19 protein-coding genes and 1 pseudogene are annotated in these 15,025 nt (G+C 35.3%); 2 read left to right on the forward strand and 18 right to left on the reverse strand.

Annotated features, from left to right (window positions below; all coding sequences use genetic code 11):
• Nucleotides 1–174: 174 nt before the first annotated feature.
• The 5 genes from J7574_RS09535 to J7574_RS09555 all read right to left on the reverse strand — a co-directional run bounded on the left by J7574_RS09535 (nt 175) and on the right by J7574_RS09555 (nt 3,479).
• On the reverse strand, nt 175–852 hold the full coding sequence (locus J7574_RS09535; protein ID WP_290967422.1) for a recombinase family protein: 678 nt from the start codon (nt 850–852) through the stop codon (nt 175–177).
• A gap of 148 nt (nt 853–1,000) precedes the next feature.
• Complete coding sequence (locus tag J7574_RS09540) at nt 1,001–1,147, reverse strand: hypothetical protein (protein WP_290967424.1); 147 nt, start codon at nt 1,145–1,147, stop codon at nt 1,001–1,003.
• 2 nt (nt 1,148–1,149) lie between these two features.
• Nucleotides 1,150–1,776, reverse strand: a complete 627-nt coding sequence (locus J7574_RS09545; RefSeq protein ID WP_290967425.1) for a hypothetical protein — start codon at nt 1,774–1,776, stop codon at nt 1,150–1,152.
• A gap of 398 nt (nt 1,777–2,174) precedes the next feature.
• The gene (locus J7574_RS09550) at nt 2,175–2,741 is read right to left on the reverse strand and encodes a hypothetical protein (RefSeq protein ID WP_290967426.1); all 567 of its coding nucleotides are present in this window, start codon (nt 2,739–2,741) and stop codon (nt 2,175–2,177) included.
• Between the two features lie 42 nt (nt 2,742–2,783).
• Complete coding sequence (locus J7574_RS09555) at nt 2,784–3,479, reverse strand: hypothetical protein (RefSeq protein WP_290967427.1); 696 nt, start codon at nt 3,477–3,479, stop codon at nt 2,784–2,786.
• Nucleotides 3,480–3,582: 103 nt separating this feature from the next.
• On the opposite strand from J7574_RS09555, the gene J7574_RS09560 reads away from it, so the two are divergent.
• A complete protein-coding gene (locus tag J7574_RS09560) occupies nt 3,583–3,855 on the forward strand; it encodes a helix-turn-helix transcriptional regulator (protein ID WP_290967428.1) in 273 nt (90 codons plus the stop codon).
• A 64-nt stretch (nt 3,856–3,919) separates the two neighbouring features.
• On the opposite strand, the gene J7574_RS09565 is transcribed toward J7574_RS09560, so the two are convergent.
• The 11 genes and pseudogenes from J7574_RS09565 to J7574_RS09615 all read right to left on the reverse strand — a co-directional run bounded on the left by J7574_RS09565 (nt 3,920) and on the right by J7574_RS09615 (nt 12,472).
• A complete protein-coding gene (locus J7574_RS09565) occupies nt 3,920–4,483 on the reverse strand; it encodes a hypothetical protein (RefSeq protein ID WP_290967430.1) in 564 nt (187 codons plus the stop codon).
• A pseudogene (locus J7574_RS09570) lies at nt 4,480–5,343 on the reverse strand (RHS repeat-associated core domain-containing protein); the annotation flags it as partial. The gene J7574_RS09565 and the pseudogene J7574_RS09570, both read right to left, overlap by 4 nt.
• Nucleotides 5,344–5,546: 203 nt before the next feature.
• On the reverse strand, nt 5,547–5,711 hold the full coding sequence (locus J7574_RS09575) for a hypothetical protein (RefSeq protein ID WP_165768443.1): 165 nt from the start codon (nt 5,709–5,711) through the stop codon (nt 5,547–5,549).
• A complete protein-coding gene (locus J7574_RS09580; protein WP_290967435.1) occupies nt 5,660–6,283 on the reverse strand; it encodes a zeta toxin family protein in 624 nt (207 codons plus the stop codon). Before J7574_RS09580 ends, J7574_RS09575 begins: the two co-directional genes overlap by 52 nt.
• A gap of 40 nt (nt 6,284–6,323) precedes the next feature.
• Nucleotides 6,324–7,199 carry a site-specific integrase gene (locus tag J7574_RS09585; RefSeq protein WP_290967437.1) on the reverse strand — a complete coding sequence of 292 codons (876 nt, stop codon included), beginning with the start codon at nt 7,197–7,199 and terminating at the stop codon, nt 6,324–6,326.
• Nucleotides 7,200–7,209: 10 nt separating this feature from the next.
• On the reverse strand, nt 7,210–8,127 hold the full coding sequence (locus J7574_RS09590) for a tyrosine-type recombinase/integrase (RefSeq protein ID WP_290967439.1): 918 nt from the start codon (nt 8,125–8,127) through the stop codon (nt 7,210–7,212).
• Between the two features lie 175 nt (nt 8,128–8,302).
• The gene (locus J7574_RS09595; RefSeq protein ID WP_290967441.1) at nt 8,303–9,973 is read right to left on the reverse strand and encodes a hypothetical protein; all 1,671 of its coding nucleotides are present in this window, start codon (nt 9,971–9,973) and stop codon (nt 8,303–8,305) included.
• 4 nt (nt 9,974–9,977) lie between these two features.
• Nucleotides 9,978–10,541, reverse strand: coding sequence for a hypothetical protein (locus J7574_RS09600; RefSeq protein WP_290967442.1), 564 nt, complete (start codon nt 10,539–10,541; stop codon nt 9,978–9,980).
• Nucleotides 10,542–10,904: 363 nt separating this feature from the next.
• The gene (locus J7574_RS09605) at nt 10,905–11,234 is read right to left on the reverse strand and encodes a hypothetical protein (RefSeq protein ID WP_290967444.1); all 330 of its coding nucleotides are present in this window, start codon (nt 11,232–11,234) and stop codon (nt 10,905–10,907) included.
• A 142-nt stretch (nt 11,235–11,376) separates the two neighbouring features.
• The gene (locus J7574_RS09610; protein ID WP_290967445.1) at nt 11,377–11,601 is read right to left on the reverse strand and encodes a hypothetical protein; all 225 of its coding nucleotides are present in this window, start codon (nt 11,599–11,601) and stop codon (nt 11,377–11,379) included.
• 13 nt (nt 11,602–11,614) lie between these two features.
• Nucleotides 11,615–12,472, reverse strand: a complete 858-nt coding sequence (locus tag J7574_RS09615; RefSeq protein ID WP_290967446.1) for a hypothetical protein — start codon at nt 12,470–12,472, stop codon at nt 11,615–11,617.
• Between the two features lie 173 nt (nt 12,473–12,645).
• Between J7574_RS09615 and J7574_RS09620 the strand changes: the two genes are divergently transcribed.
• A complete protein-coding gene (locus tag J7574_RS09620; RefSeq protein WP_290967447.1) occupies nt 12,646–13,053 on the forward strand; it encodes a helix-turn-helix transcriptional regulator in 408 nt (135 codons plus the stop codon).
• 147 nt (nt 13,054–13,200) lie between these two features.
• On the opposite strand, the gene J7574_RS09625 is transcribed toward J7574_RS09620, so the two are convergent.
• Both J7574_RS09625 and J7574_RS09630 read right to left on the reverse strand, forming a co-directional pair.
• Nucleotides 13,201–13,956: a hypothetical protein gene (locus J7574_RS09625; RefSeq protein ID WP_290967449.1), complete on the reverse strand. Its 756-nt coding sequence runs from the start codon at nt 13,954–13,956 to the stop codon at nt 13,201–13,203.
• 199 nt (nt 13,957–14,155) lie between these two features.
• Nucleotides 14,156–14,941, reverse strand: a complete 786-nt coding sequence (locus tag J7574_RS09630; protein ID WP_290967450.1) for a hypothetical protein — start codon at nt 14,939–14,941, stop codon at nt 14,156–14,158.
• Nucleotides 14,942–15,025: the final 84 nt, after the last annotated feature.

Raw genomic sequence — 15,025 nt, forward strand, 5'->3', positions numbered from 1 at the left:
TTATCCGTTTTTGCTAAAGCTTAGATACGATAAAAATCTATTGTTGAAAATCAACATTTTAACATTTCAAAATTAGTAGAACTACTAAATGTTAATTTTTTCTTAAATTTCAAAAACATGCATTAAACCCATTTAAAACCCTTTAAAAAAGAAAGGAAATTCTTAAATTAAAAATCATGCGACCATTTTAATAGCTCTATTGTATAATTGAAGAACTGTAGGGGCGTAGAACTTATTTCCACGTCTTGTTTTAAAGTTTAATCCGTTGAGATAGTCAGCAATCTGTCTGTAGCTCATTTCTTTTTCTCTGCAGTTCATTATTATCGATTGCGCCTGACGATTTCTATCATTGTTCATTGCATTACTCTTTATGCGTTCTATCCCTTTAGCTCTGGCATCATTAGTCAAATTTTTTGGATTTCCAAGTTTAACCCCTTTCTTTTTTAATTCCGCAAGAGCAAGTTTTGTTCTAGAACTGATTAATTTGGCTTCTTGTTCAGCAAGTGCTGAAAAAATATGGATTGTGAAGTTATTAGCAGATGGCATGTCCACAGCTACAAATTCAATTCCTGCATCCATAAGTGAGCTTACAAAATTTACATTCCTTGCAAGACGGTCTAATTTTGCAATAACCAAAACCGCCCCTTCTACTTTAGCTAGTGTAATTGCATTATGAATTTCTACTCGCTCTCTCTTGTTGGTTCCCGTTTCAATCTCAGTAAAATCCTTTAAAATGATTCCTTCCTGTGAAGTCACATACTTTTCAACTGAACTTTTTTGGGCTGATAGTCCCAACCCAGAAATGCCTTGCTCTTTTCTGCTAACACGATAATAAGCGATATACTTTTTCATATTCTCCATTTGATTAAAAACCTTAAACGTCCGTTTGTGATTTATTACGCTTCAAATGTCCAGGTCTATTTTTGATTTTCCAAGAAAAATCCTGGTTTTCCTGGGCTCACAGAGATTTAACTATTTTTAAAAACAAAAAAACGAGGTATTAACCTCGTGATTTTGATGTTAGCAGTTCAGAAAGTTCTTTCAGCTCATTTTTGGTAAAATTTGTTCCTTTAAATTTTATTGGATACTTCAGATTCTCTGTTTTAAGAATCATCTTTATCTGAGAAAGAGTTAGTATTACTTTCATGATTACTGCTTTTTAGCATTTAAAAAATCCCAATCTTCACCTGTCAAACCTTCTTTTGTCATATAAAACAACCCTGCTTTATATCTGTCATATATCGAAAAGTCAATTCTATCATAGCTGAAATAATCTCTAATATCAGTAATAACCTGTTCGTATAATCTTTTATTCTCAATATGAATGACAAAATGGTTATGATGCCCATTCCTATTGGCGAAAGGTTCTGTTGTAAAAAACAATCTCAATTCCGTAGAATTGCCATATTTTTCAAGCAGGAAATCATAAAGCCCATGCATCTGCTTAAAACAGCTTACTTTCTGGCGTTCCAGTTTGTACGCCACTGTAAAGAAAAAACTCCATTCCATTTGCCACAAGGTATATGCCATACTGTTTTTGTCTGACAAACAATCAATAAGATTTTTCATTGACTGATTTTCTTGTCTTAACATTTTATTTTCATCAAACATTATCTCACTATCAAAATAACGCGTATGATTAACTGGAAACATTCGTTTTCCGTTTGTTTTCTTCGTCTCTAAAAATAATTCTTCATTCTTTTTGTAAAATCTGTATATTTTGCTTTTACTTGCTTTCGTAGTGTTTGTAAACTCTTTTATCTTTTCATATTTCATTTCATTTTATCTGTTAATATTTTTGTTGAGTAGATGCAAGAACTCCCTACAAGGGAACCAATCAAGCATCTTCAATAATAAATACTACAGATAATCTAAAAGTGTAGCTTTTTAGGACTTTTTTTTTCAAAAAAATATTTTTTGCCTCATAAATTATTGTATCAAAGTGACACAGCTATGCATCGCTTTGTAAAATATATTATAACAAACTTACACTATCGAATGAAGGTTTATAATGACGTTTTCTTTGCATTAGTAAGAGAGGTAACTGGGAGAAAAAAATAGCGATATTGATAATAAAAAGGCGAAACTACGAGAGGAGGAGGGCTAGAAAAATTTATTATCTTAAATTTGGGTTCATCAGTATACACGTGCTACTCTGGGTTCATTAGGTACAATTAATATGTAGCGGCTGGCGATTCTTTCGGGTCATATTTCTTAGCCATCTTTTTCGTCTTATTATTGTAGTAATATCTGCTTTCTGGAAATAATTTTCTAAAATCTTTGTATTCCTCAATATTGAATTTATAACTCAATGAACGTGCATAGTACAGCTCTAAATCTTTTTTTGCTTTTTTTATATTTGGTGCAGTAGGATATAAAGTAACAAAATGCTTTAATAGTTCAATTGTCGAATGAAATGAATCTTGAAAATGCAAATCTCTATCGACCATGTCTGGAAGTTTTTCAATTATTGAAGCCGAAAATCTTGAATTAGGATATTTTTCCACATACGCTGAAAATTGGTAATAGCTTGCTCCTTCTTGAGGGAGTGCCAATGAATCCCTATACTGAACAGCTTTATCTTTCAACTCACTTTCAGGATGCAATAATATAAAAGTATCCATTGCTGATATCGTCATTTGGTTCATAGCACTTTCAAATTCTTTTGCTTCTGAATCTTTGCTCTGGGAATGTAAAATTGTAGAGCCCATTACCAGTAAGCTTAAAATAATTTTTCTCATTTTGGTTAAATTTATAGCAGATAATATTTTGGTAATAATCATTTAGTGAATACAGATATCTTCAAACGATTTTACATCCAATGTGTACAAAATCTCAGTTACTTGGCTTTTCTCAAAATTGTAAATGACCAAGATTTGGCGGTTGGTATTGTCAATTCCATTATAAACGAAAACATTGATTCCGATTGGTCTTTGAGAAGTGTAAACACTTATTGGCTTCCAATCATAATATTTCTCAAGAAAATCATGAGCTGAGTACTCTTCATCTGGTTCCCCAATCTGACGAATCAAATTCTTCTTGTTTCCAGAGATTATTAAGCTTCTAATTTCTGCGAACGATTTCATATTGCTGGAAGAACTTGTCTGATGATTTTCTACTGTTTTTATCAGTTCTATTGATTTCGCCAAAACATTATCATCAGTTGCTTTTGGCAAATCATATGTTATTTTGAATTTTTTACCCTTATAATTTCCGTCGTCAAAGTTGTATTCACAATAATCTGGAAGATAAATTATCACGTCTTTACCTTTTTCATCAATAAACAGATAGTAACAATCATCTACACACTCTATTTTTTTGAAAGTAATTATCTCACTGCCAATTTCTGATTTAGAAACATTATCAGCTGGTTTTTGCGTTTTAACAATTTTACTCTTTTTAACTGGTGCAATTGGTTGTTCGGTTTTTTTACAGCCAAATAAAAAAAACAGCAATCCGACGGCGATTATTCTTTTCATAGATTAAAATTCTTTGTTTAAAGTTTTAGATATGAGCAAATATACACAAATTATAGCACATGTGCTATAATGAATCTGCTCTTTATATCTTCATTTTGATAAAGTGAAAAAAGACGATAATAAAACCAGAAAATTAATCTTCGACCAAGAAGGACTAGAGTTGCTAGCCAAGCGACTAAAAGAAATACGCTCTGAAAAAGGTATATCACAGGAAGAACTTGCTTATCGGTCTGAAATAACTTTATCTCAGATTGCAAGAATTGAGACTGTCAGAATAAACCCAACAGTCAGTACATTATTCAAAATTGCCAGAACACTCGAGATTCCACTGAGTGAGCTATTTAATTTTGAATTATCATCATTTTCAAATAAGTAGAATTTAATTTGAATAGAAAAGCCACAACTTTAAAGCTGTGGCTTTTTGCTATAAGGTTCTAAATCTATTTGTACGAATACTTGTAAGAAACTCCTAAAAGACTTTTAATAGTTTTTAAATCATTATTCTTATTATCATCTAAATATTCGCTATAATTATGGGAAAGATATTTTGAGATTATTTTCCCTTCTTTCTTAATAATTAGAAGATAAATAAAATCTGTAGAATCTTTATTACATTGCTCATAGTAAAAAGTACTAGATTCTTTAATTAATTCTATTCCCTTAATTATTATTTGTCTGTCTTTATCATTTACGTTTACTTTTTTATTGAAGTCTTTTGAAATTTTTTGGCAATAGATTTTTGAATCTTCTTCAGTAAAAATTGTAAAATAACCAAACTTATTACCTGAAGTTAATTTGTAAAACAGAACTCCATCTTTTGTGTTTTCAAAATCCTTAAGTGCACTATTGAATAATTTCGTAGTATCAATACTTTTAATCAATGCATCAAACTCTTTTAAATCTTGCGTCTTTATGACATTACATTCGTAATTTGAAATATTATTCTTCTGGCTTTGACATGAATAACTGAAAATAGCAAATAAAATTACAATCAACTTTTTCATTTTTTTGGTGTTGGAAGGTTATACGTTTTGTTTAAATACCCTTGAGCATTATATGGATTATTTTGCAATAACTTTAATGCAGAGGTTTGAAAATCATATTTAAAAAGAGAACCACCTGTATATTGGAGAGTTTGACCATGATATGTTGAGCTTAGATTCATATTTTTCGCACCATTAGAAATTAACTCTCCCCTGATAATATTTTCAATATGCGATGCTCCACGTTCACGTTTTTCGTAATAACTATTATAAATTGCTACATCTAAGCTATTTGCCGTTGACATATTCGGTGCACTTTTTTCTGTTTCTAAACCATTCATCTTTAACCATGCATGTCCGCCTTCATGTCCAATCTGTGCTTGAATATTAGCTTCATTACTACTTATGCCATCTAGGAAATTATTTGAACCATCACCTATACCTATTTTGATATTACTTCCTCCATTTTCGGTAGCAGTTGTTGCTCCGCCAGTATCTTTAGTTGCATAAATTGTATGTGTCGCAGAATCATCTTTTAAATCTTGGTAAATTGCTGACGCTGTTTCTGAATTTTTCATAGTCTCTCTATACTGTTTTTTAAGCTCTCTTCTTGCTTCCCTATATTCTTTTCTTGAAGAGAATTGTTCACTCAATTTTTTATCATTCTTTACATCATTCCAGCTTGCCCATTTTATACGCATTCCATCTGGGTCAATAAAAAATATAGGGTTGTTAATTGTGTAAACGTATGGTGAAAAATTGTCATATTTCTCGGCGAGGGGGTCAATGTTCATCCAGCGCCCAAGTGCTGGGTCATAATTCCTCGCCCCATAGTCATAGAAGTTAAGCCCCAGCTCGTCTTGAAGCTCCTTGCCGTTGTACTTATACTTATAAGGGTCTGTAAAATTTTCCTATACAATGATTGCCCTCTTGCAAAAAATCCATATATAAAGAACGTTCTCTTACAATTTTCCAGCTTATGCGAAAGTAGATTTAGTTTAATTATTTTCCTAATAATTTTTTAGTCTGCAAATAAAAAAAGCTCTCATTTCTGAGAGCTTTGCATTTTAATTTTAATAATATTTTATAAAGAGCTGGCTTTTATCCTTACGATTTTACCGTCCTGCATAACAACCAGATCGCTGTTATTTTTCTTTTTAAACTCAATTAGTTTTTCAGAAACTTTATCCATTGCCTCTATAATCTTCTTCTGAGTCGGTGTCGTTGTTGTTGTTTTGTGTTCTCCCATGATCGGTCATTTTTGAGTTTATCGAACTTGATTTCATTTATAACTTCAATGTCATTGCCTAAAGTTTTTTGTGCTATTAATTCAGCTTTTACAGCTGTGTTGTCAAAAATCAATGCCTCATTAACTATAGGCAAATATATATCAAATAAATTAGTTATTCCATTTTTATACCTGCGTTTAATAACATCGGTTTCAATATTGTGACCGCCTTCCTGAACTCTTGTTTTAACCCTCTCGATTGCGAGATCAACACTATTGAGCCAAAAAAACAAAAGCACCACTTTATAGCCTTTTTCCTGAGCTGTAATCACTTTCTGCTTATAGCTTTTAGTGGCTAAAGTCGTTTCGAAAGCAAAGACTTCATTGTTGGCTAATAACTCATTGATTCTGTGAAGCATTATCCTTCCCGCTTCAAAGGCTGCCTTTTCGGGCTGAAAAGGAGAAAGCCCTTTGGCAATTTCGTCCGCATTTACAAATTCTTTACACTGCAATATCTCAGGAAGAATTGTAAATGAAGCTGTAGTTTTACCTGCACCGTTACAGCCTGCTATTATATAAAGATTTTTATTCATTGTAACAAAGATAAGAAATTTCAACTTTAATAAACACCTGTCATATGCTTGGAAAATATCTATTTATCAATCCCCTCTGTTCCACAGCATTCACTTTGATATACTTCTCAGTCGTTCCTGGCCATTTGTGCCCTGCCAGCTCCTGAACTCTTTCCAATGGAATATTTTTCTCGTTAAGCCAGTTGCAGATTACGCTCATTCTGATGGTCTGCGGGTTTAGTTTTCTGTCTGGGAATAATCCTCTTAACGGCTCAATCATGGCATGAATGCTGTTCACAACAATAGGCTGTCCAAGCTTTGTCAATATGAATTTGTCACTGCTCCCGCGAAGCAGAGCAGAACGTGTTTCATTTATGTAATTATGAAACAGTATCATCTGTTTTGGCACAAGCTCCAGCGTTCTTTTATTGAGATTGGCAGAGCCTTTAATATAAACTGTCCCATTGTCCAGATCAATATCCTTTAGAGACAGCCTCGCTATTTCATCGCTTGCCAGCCCCTGATAGATTAATAGGGAAATCAGAACATTGTTTCTAATGTCAAGATGCTTGTAGCGGTTCTCCCGTTCCATTAAAAGCTGCAGTTCCGTGCTGTTGAACAGATCCTGCACCTGAATGGTCTGGTTACCCTTGATTTTGATATTAAGCTTTCTGCAGGGATGGTCATTTCGATAACCGTACATTACCAGATAATCGTAATATTTTTTAATGGCTGAGAGTATTCTGATTCGGTACTGCACGTTGGACTGCTTCTGGCTGACTTTATCCATGTGCCTGACTATATCTTTGTACTGGTATCTTTTAGCCTTTGGGTTGGTCTTCAAAAAATGGTTGATTGTATAAAGATAACTCTGTGCTGTCTTTTCCGCTACAATCCCTCTAAGGTAATTTTCCAGATCAGGTTTCTTATTTTCCATAGCTGTAGTTTTAAAAGGTTACGACTGGTTTGCGTTTTTTGTTCTGCACCGCATAGATATAGGTCGTATTGATCTGGGTATGTCCCAGAAAAGTGCGTATAAAGTCAATTCCCGCGTTATTCTCTGCCAGATGATAGGCAATGCTGTGGCGCAGGCAGTGAAGAGTGATTTCTTTCTGTACAAGCTCGAATTTTCCCGTCTGCTCAATCATCTTGTTTAAAATCTCATTGAGGTTTTCTCCTGTCGATCTTCTGCCTCTGCTGTTGATGAAAAACGCTTCCTCATTCTGGTTTCTCCCTGTCAGCCTTTCAGGCCTTTCATCCCTGACATATTTTTTCAGGTACTGCAGAACAGTATCGCTCATTGGAACTTCACGTCTCTTGTTTCCTTTTCCCTGTCTGACAACCAGCATTCCTTTTACGAGGTTCACATCTTTCAGATCAAGGCTGGCAATCTCTGATCTTCTCAGTCCGCATCCGTAGGCAATGGACAGCAGGGCTTTTTCCATTTCATTCTCAGCATGATGATACACCAATTTTATTTCTTCAATCGTGAGAATATTTCTGGGCTTCTGCATTCCGCCTGTAATTGATGGGATGTAATAGGCATTTTGGATCTCTTTGTTTTCCAGCAGATATATCTGAAAAAGCCCCTGCACAAAAAGATGCAGTTTGATTGTCTTTTCAGCAAGAATGCCGTTTCCTCTTTTCTTTGGCCTTGAAGAAAGATAATCCAGATACCTCACAGATTCTTTTGAGGTCACATTCTGGATTCTGCTGATTCCTGCCTGTTCAAGCCAGATCAGAAATTCCGTTATGATGTTTTTATAGAGATTTGACCGTCCCTGCCTGTAGTTCCTGACTTTTACAAATTCTCCGAATGCCACTGCGAGCCTCAGAAATTCCCTGCTCTGTATCATTTTTTTCATTGTCTTTTGCTTTAATTAAACGCTGTTTTTTTTTGAGTGATGAAAACGAACGCTTGCACACTGCGCGGAACGCGGAACACCAGTATCGTATTGCCAGTGTTTTCAATGCTTTCAGTGTTCCGCTGGCGTTCCGTGGTGTTCCACTTTTCTAGTTTTCTTCTGATTTTTTGTTTTTTTAGAACTCTTCAAGCTGTCTGTGCAGTTCTTTTCTGATTCTGCTTTTGAGTTTTTCCATATCATCCCAGTAGGAGATCATAAATTTAAATCCCCTGTTGAATGAACCTTCGACAGGCTGGATGTATTCGAGCTCCTGAAGCAGGTTCATGTAACGGAAAGCGGATGTTTTGCTGATATTGAGCCCCTGTCTGATCTCTCTTGCCGTGAACTTTTTTGACGTTCCTTCTTTCTGCTTTTTTATAAAGTCTTTCAGGTTCTCAAAAAACTGTCTCGTGCTTTTATCCAGTTCATCTACTTTGATGATGATCGAACTGAAGAAAACATCAACAGCTGATTTTATATCTGCTTTGTCAGTGATTAATCTGCCTTTAGCATCGGTTTTTCTCTGGTACTGGTGCAGGATTGTAATCTGGCAGACAAAGTTTTGGAACTGCGAGTTCAGTCTTCTGAGCATTCTGGCTTCCAATGGAAGGCTGAGCTTATCTGCAAAGGGATTTACAACCTCGTAAGATTTAAGCACGCGCATCACATTTCTTAAAAACTGTTTTGCCTGCTCTTCCTTTTCACTGTCTGACTGTCCTGCTGTTTTAAGATTCTGCTTTTTAATGATTCTAAGCGTCTGCTCTTGGCTTTCATCCACGCCCAAGATCACCGAACGGCTCATGTTGTCGTAATACACCTCAGCTCTTGTGGTTGTGGTAAGGCTGGCAAAGTGCGCATGAACCTGTTTGATTCTTCCCCTGTTGTCTCCGAATATGTCTTTTACAACAGTGGAGCTGGTAAGGAACTTGGCGGACTGCATTTCCCTGAAGGCATACTGCGCCTCTTCATCAAGCCCGTCAAAATCCTGAATGATAATCAGCTTATTGATCAGTTCCTTATCCCTGTAGTGGTAAAGCGATTTACTTGTAATGCGTGTTATGTTCATCACATCCTCCTGAGGCATGCATCCTGCAATGCCGTTTATCAGATGGCTTTTTCCCTCACCGCTTGATCCCTGAACAAGGCCGTGCATCAGATAGGGCATTTTATAGCTCGATGCCAGTATGAAAAGCACGATCCTGTTTTCTTCTTCCCCAACGATGCCGTTCTGTTCCAAGAGCCTGTCTATATTTTCAAGCAGTCTGGGTTTTGCGAGAAATGCGACTGCATTTTCCTGCGCCTGAGGCGTAAGCTCCTTTTCGGCAAAACGTTCCGCAATCGGGTTTATTTCAGCCTCAAAAAGCGATTCCCTGTGCTGTTCCAGAAGATCGGTAAGCGTTACCAGATCTTTTTCAAGGCTGTCATAGTCAAATCCCTGCTTTTCGGATAAGTCCGTGCACTGGCTCTGCACGCCCGTAAAATCGAACAGGTCGATTTTAAGCCTGTGTTTTCTGTTTGTATCATATTCCACAATCTGAAGCGAAATCCTGAGATTTCCCAAGTCCATCGGCAAGTTTCCCAGAACAAAGAAAGTGCCCGAGAGGCCTTTGTAGCTGATTTTGTAGCCGTTTACAATCTGCAGTCCTTCGCCTGCTTTTTCCGTTTTTGCGCTTTTTAAAAGATTCGATATCCCTTCCGCTCCATAATTGACCCACATGTCATTCAGACTATGCCCTTCGGGAAGTTCCGCTATTGAAAGCGGAACGTCTGGTCTTGCCTCCTGCATTTGTAATCTGATCTTCTCCATTTTCTCACCGCTTAAAGATTACTATTGATTCCAGTCCATTCAATGATTTAATAATTTCAATATGCTCATCGAGCAGTTCACCGTCATGAAGTGCAATGACCGCTTCCCTCTGATCCAGTATTCTGCTCTGCATCAGGCTGGCGCAGTCAATGACAGTCGGCGCCAGATAGAGCTTTCGGGTAAGCGGATGGGGATATGCAGGATAGATTCCCTTCTGGTTTAAATATTCCTCCCGAGGGCTGTCCAGATCAAAACGAAGCGCAAAATAGTTTACAATCGCATTCTCTCTGTCCAGCAGGGGGAATATAAGCCCGTAGCGTCCAAAGACGGTATAGGCAGTCAGAGAATCATCCCGCACTCCTGCATCACTCTTGGTTATGACTCCAAGCTCCTCAAACCTTTCTTTGGATTTAAGGGTCTTGCGGTGGTGGAACTGTCCCGAATTAAAGCCTATTCTCAGGTCTGAATATTCCAGTCCGATGCTTTTCAGGTATGCTTTAGGCTTTACAGCCTTTGCGCTTCTGATGCCTGTTTCAAATGAACGGAACAGCGATTCTAAACTTTCCATATGCTTTAATTTTCTTAATTGGTTACTGCGCTGTTATAAACACAGCGATGCCCTGCCTGAAATAATCTTTCAGGCGGAAGTGCGGTATGGGCGTTAATTATAGGCCGTCTGTGACAGGGAACGGCCGTTTATGAGAATAGAAATCTATTAATAGATTTCTACTGCAAAGATAAACCAGATTTCAATGCGCATCCTGCTCAAAATTTGGTGGGGATAAATGCAAAGATAATTGGTATTGCTTTCATTTTCAATGGTAAAATATACCTATGAAAGCCGTAGAACGTAACATTTGGTTCAGGCAAATATAAAGCTCTTTCGCCTCATTGTCATGGACATAATATGCACATGAAAGCGGTATTAGCATCATTGGGAAGACTGCTCGTTTTCCTGCTTCTCATTCACCATTTTATATATTTCATCTAGAACTTCTATTTCAGCCCTTGGAATCAGCTGAAGGGCAAGCTCCAGAACAGAGCCTATGTATATTTCCCTGTTATCAAGCTCGTCCGAATAAATTATATTCAGGCACATTCTAATGAGATTCACTCCAAGACACGTCATATCCGTGTAGCCGTAAAATCTTATCTCTCGTATTGACTCGCCTCTTTTGTCCTTTACAGGTTTCAGAAGCTTAAAATGATAAGATGCAAAATCTTTAAATTCATCCAGTGTTTTTATTTTGTCAGTTTCCATAATTTTAAATATTAAATCTTAATCTGTGCTATTCTGTTTCTTCATTATTTTCTGAAAACAGATCAGTAATCTCATTTAAAAATTCAAATTCGTCAACTGGAAACAGCTGAAGAGCAATTCCCAGTATAAGCCCCACATCAATTTATTGGTTTTCGATTGTAGGCGGAACTTCTGCGCTGTCGTGGTCTAAAGCGATAATGCACAGCTTCATCAGGTTTCTGACAACAGAACCAAGTTCGCAATAGCCATAAACCCTGATCTCTGCATTATACATGCCCCTTTTATCCTCTGCTTTTTTCAGGGCATTAAGCAGTTTTCCGCTTAACGCCCTGATGTCTTCCAGTTTTTTGATTTTATCGGTTTCCATAACTTCATTTTCTTTATGCTGATAAAACTTCCTGCTGATGGATTCCCTCAAGCCTCTCCAATTCCTTCTGGATCATGGCTTGCGCTTCTTTCATAAAATCACGGCATCTGCCTTCCATTATTCCATAGTAATCGTAACCATAACTGTTGTTTCTGCTGAAGCGAAGCGTGTTTGGATTCTTTTTCAAAATCTTGAACATGTTTTTTTCATCACTGCTGTTTCGGGGAAAATATTCCGAAGTCAGGCTTGTGAAGTATTCGCACAGCTCAAATAAGTAGCCCAGTGAGAAGTGATTAGGGGTATATCCCAGAAATACCCTGATAAGGGAAAGACAGGTCTGTTCCACTATCTGATGAAGAGAACACATTCTGGCTTCATAAGAGAAATACTGGTCGTTATTATAGATAAGATCCCAGATCGATTCACTGACATTTCTTCTGTCTCCTGCGTATGCTGAAGTGCTTTTCACATATCTCTTTTCTGGATTCTTAGCCCAGATTATAGGCGATCTGTATGCATCTATATGAATCCTCTGTGCATTTTTAAAAATGTTCCAGAAGAAATACTGCTGGTCTCCGTATAATTTGACGATGTTTCTCAGGCGGTGCATGAGAATCGTTACCGTTATCTGGCCTCTTGATCTGCTCTTTATCTTGTCGGTCAGGTCATTGCCGATATTATCCTCGAACTCTTCGGTTATAACAAGCAGATAAAGATGGACATGCTTTTCTTTCTGAGCGGGTTTCTGGAAAGGCTCATTAAAAGTATAACTGCTTTTCTTCTCTGCAAAACAGTAAATGCCAATTGGGTCGATGTTCTGTGAAATAACTCGATAGATTAAATCGGATGCGGTGTTTTGAATTGCTTTCATAATTTTACTCATTTTAGTTAATACTTGTCTGAAAAATTGTATTTTTGTTTAACACACAGGCAAGTAAGCAAATGCTTGTACCGTACGGCATCAAATTTTACCGTACCGTACATGAGATTTTTTGTATCATACATGAATCCCGCTTTTTTATTCTTAATTATTATCTTTGAGCTATGAGTACACTAACAAAACCAAACCACATGGGGCGCAAGATCAGCCGTATCCGTGAACTGAAAGACATGAAACAGGAAGCACTCGCACAGGCTATGGGTACAAACCAGCAGACTGTTTCGATATTAGAAAATAGTGAAGAAATAGATGATGAAAAATTGAAAGAAGTGGCAAAAGCCTTAGGAGTAAGTGTGGAAGCAATTAAAAACTTTTCAGAGGAAGCCGTTTTGAATATTATTGGCAACACATATCATGTGGATAATTCTTCCGCGGTGCATTATGGATGCACATTCAATCCATTAGATAAATTAATACAATCTCACGAACAGCAGATTAAACTATATGAACGTTTGGTTCAAGCAGAAAAAGACAAGGTAGAATATTTGGAAAAATTACTAAAAGCCAAGTAAGCTTTTATAAAAGAGATATATTAATTCACTAAAAAAAAGAGACTGTTTTGGTCTCTTTTTTGTTTAGACATTCTCTATTTACTAATAGGATCAGGGATAACTTAACTAACCAAATCCACTGCTAGTGTCCTTTGACAGAAATTACCATTACGCTAATCCCGCAATTTGAAGTTCCGAATATGTTCCTTTAGTAATGTTTATTTTAATTGAAATGTTACAGTTTCCGCCATCATTCATGTCTATTAGATAAAACTTATATCCATTTTTGGTAAAAGAACTTTTACAATAGCAACTTACCCAAACTTCAATCTCATTATTTATATTCTTAACTGCAATACATTGCTTCACATATTCAGATGATTTTCTAAGCCTAAGTTTATTTTCTTTGAAACATTTCTCTAAAATTTCATTTGCTTTTTCTAATTCTGATTGATTTAAATCGTATTGCTTATAATTGGATTTTTCAGATTCAGGATAATAAGTAAAAACAGCTAAATCCTTTATATTTTTAAAGTTGAGCTTACTCTTTATACTGGTTTTATTTTTCTTTATCTCTAAACGGTAAGAAGAGTGTTCCCCAATAAATTCTATGAAATTATTTTTAAGAATTGCTTTTTCACTTTGAGTGGGTTTAAACTCAAAAGGAGTAAAATACAAAGTATCATTTTTAAGATGGCAAAAACCATTAAATTTTTCTATTTTTTCATAATTAAACTCAATTCTTTTAATATAAAAAGTGTATGTGGAATCGGAATAATATTTAAAATCTTCGGATTCATTGTCATCATAGCCTGCCTGTAATATTAGTGCCGGTTTTTCTTTTACTATTAGATTTGAATCTTTTTTACAGCCTAATAAGAAAGTAGTAATAAAGAGAAAAATACGTAGAAGGCCTTTATTCATATTAGTTTCTAATTACAGGTTAAATTTTATTGTATATATTTTTTTACTTTATCCTCTTCTAAGTTTTTAGTTTTATGCTCAAATTTGAATTTGGATTAAGTTTAAGTTTAAGTGCTTTTTGTATTTGCTAAATCATCCCAAGAATAAATCCAGCATTAAGCCAATTACTCACATCTATCTTTGTATTGTGCTTGAAGATTTATTCTGCAAAACCATAATTTTCGTTCGCTTTTAATATCCATTTAATCTTAGAATATTTTTTTCGAATAATTTTTTCTAAACATTTGTCTTTATCTTTATGAAAATTGGTTAAGTCAACGAAAATTGTCTTTGAAAATGGCAGTTTAGCAATTTCATTTTCGAGTTCATCACAATTATCATCGAGAAATTTAACATATAAAGGATTGGCTGATTTTAATACAAAGATTGGAGAATTAAAATATCTTTGGGAGTTTTCAATTGCATCTTCAACTTTAGTATTTTCCTTGTATATACTTGATGTAATGCTATAGACATTTGAAATTATCTTTCCTGATTCTGAAAGTTTATTTGGAGAATAAAATATACTTTTTGAGATTTTGTTTTTAGTCGATTTTGTTTCTAAATAAATGGTAATACCATCTTCAGGCGGTATTTTGTGTGATTTTATTTTTGATAGTTTCTGTAATTCATCTTTTAGCTTTTCGAATTCTAATTCCGTCGGCTTAGTTTCAAATTTATTATCTTTTGGCAGGAGCTTTTTTATGCTGGCTAAATTAGTAGAATCGATAAATTTCCATGTTTTTGGAGAAATTGAATCTGCGAGGGAATATTCGTAGGGAATTAATACCGTTACTTTTTTAGTGTTGTTATTCAGTTCAATCTTAAATCCACTATAAAATGAAGGATATGAATAAAAGACAAAACCTCCCAATTCTGAATCTTCTTTCGATGAACAACTAGAAAATAAGTTTATTAATATTAATGTAAATATAATATTTCTCATAATGTAAAAGTCCTTTGATCGGACTGAATTTATATTAAATCTTTTTCCCATTTTTCCATACCCCAAAAGGAAAAACCTTTTCCA

The organism is Flavobacterium sp., assembly GCF_017744675.1.
Taxonomy (GTDB): Bacteria; Bacteroidota; Bacteroidia; order Flavobacteriales; family Flavobacteriaceae; genus Flavobacterium.

Coding starts and splice junctions, on each gene's coding strand:
- J7574_RS09535 (WP_290967422.1), bottom strand. CDS start 852: ATGAAAAAGTATATCGCTTATTATCGTGTTAGCAGAAAAGAGCAAGGC.
- J7574_RS09540 (WP_290967424.1), bottom strand. CDS start 1,147: ATGAAAGTAATACTAACTCTTTCTCAGATAAAGATGATTCTTAAAACA.
- J7574_RS09545 (WP_290967425.1), bottom strand. CDS start 1,776: ATGAAATATGAAAAGATAAAAGAGTTTACAAACACTACGAAAGCAAGT.
- J7574_RS09550 (WP_290967426.1), bottom strand. CDS start 2,741: ATGAGAAAAATTATTTTAAGCTTACTGGTAATGGGCTCTACAATTTTA.
- J7574_RS09555 (WP_290967427.1), bottom strand. CDS start 3,479: ATGAAAAGAATAATCGCCGTCGGATTGCTGTTTTTTTTATTTGGCTGT.
- J7574_RS09565 (WP_290967430.1), bottom strand. CDS start 4,483: ATGAAAAAGTTGATTGTAATTTTATTTGCTATTTTCAGTTATTCATGT.
- J7574_RS09575 (WP_165768443.1), bottom strand. CDS start 5,711: ATGGGAGAACACAAAACAACAACAACGACACCGACTCAGAAGAAGATT.
- J7574_RS09580 (WP_290967435.1), bottom strand. CDS start 6,283: ATGAATAAAAATCTTTATATAATAGCAGGCTGTAACGGTGCAGGTAAA.
- J7574_RS09585 (WP_290967437.1), bottom strand. CDS start 7,199: ATGGAAAATAAGAAACCTGATCTGGAAAATTACCTTAGAGGGATTGTA.
- J7574_RS09590 (WP_290967439.1), bottom strand. CDS start 8,127: ATGAAAAAAATGATACAGAGCAGGGAATTTCTGAGGCTCGCAGTGGCA.
- J7574_RS09595 (WP_290967441.1), bottom strand. CDS start 9,973: ATGGAGAAGATCAGATTACAAATGCAGGAGGCAAGACCAGACGTTCCG.
- J7574_RS09600 (WP_290967442.1), bottom strand. CDS start 10,541: ATGGAAAGTTTAGAATCGCTGTTCCGTTCATTTGAAACAGGCATCAGA.
- J7574_RS09605 (WP_290967444.1), bottom strand. CDS start 11,234: ATGGAAACTGACAAAATAAAAACACTGGATGAATTTAAAGATTTTGCA.
- J7574_RS09610 (WP_290967445.1), bottom strand. CDS start 11,601: ATGGAAACCGATAAAATCAAAAAACTGGAAGACATCAGGGCGTTAAGC.
- J7574_RS09615 (WP_290967446.1), bottom strand. CDS start 12,472: ATGAAAGCAATTCAAAACACCGCATCCGATTTAATCTATCGAGTTATT.
- J7574_RS09620 (WP_290967447.1), top strand. CDS start 12,646: ATGAGTACACTAACAAAACCAAACCACATGGGGCGCAAGATCAGCCGT.
- J7574_RS09625 (WP_290967449.1), bottom strand. CDS start 13,956: ATGAATAAAGGCCTTCTACGTATTTTTCTCTTTATTACTACTTTCTTA.
- J7574_RS09630 (WP_290967450.1), bottom strand. CDS start 14,941: ATGAGAAATATTATATTTACATTAATATTAATAAACTTATTTTCTAGT.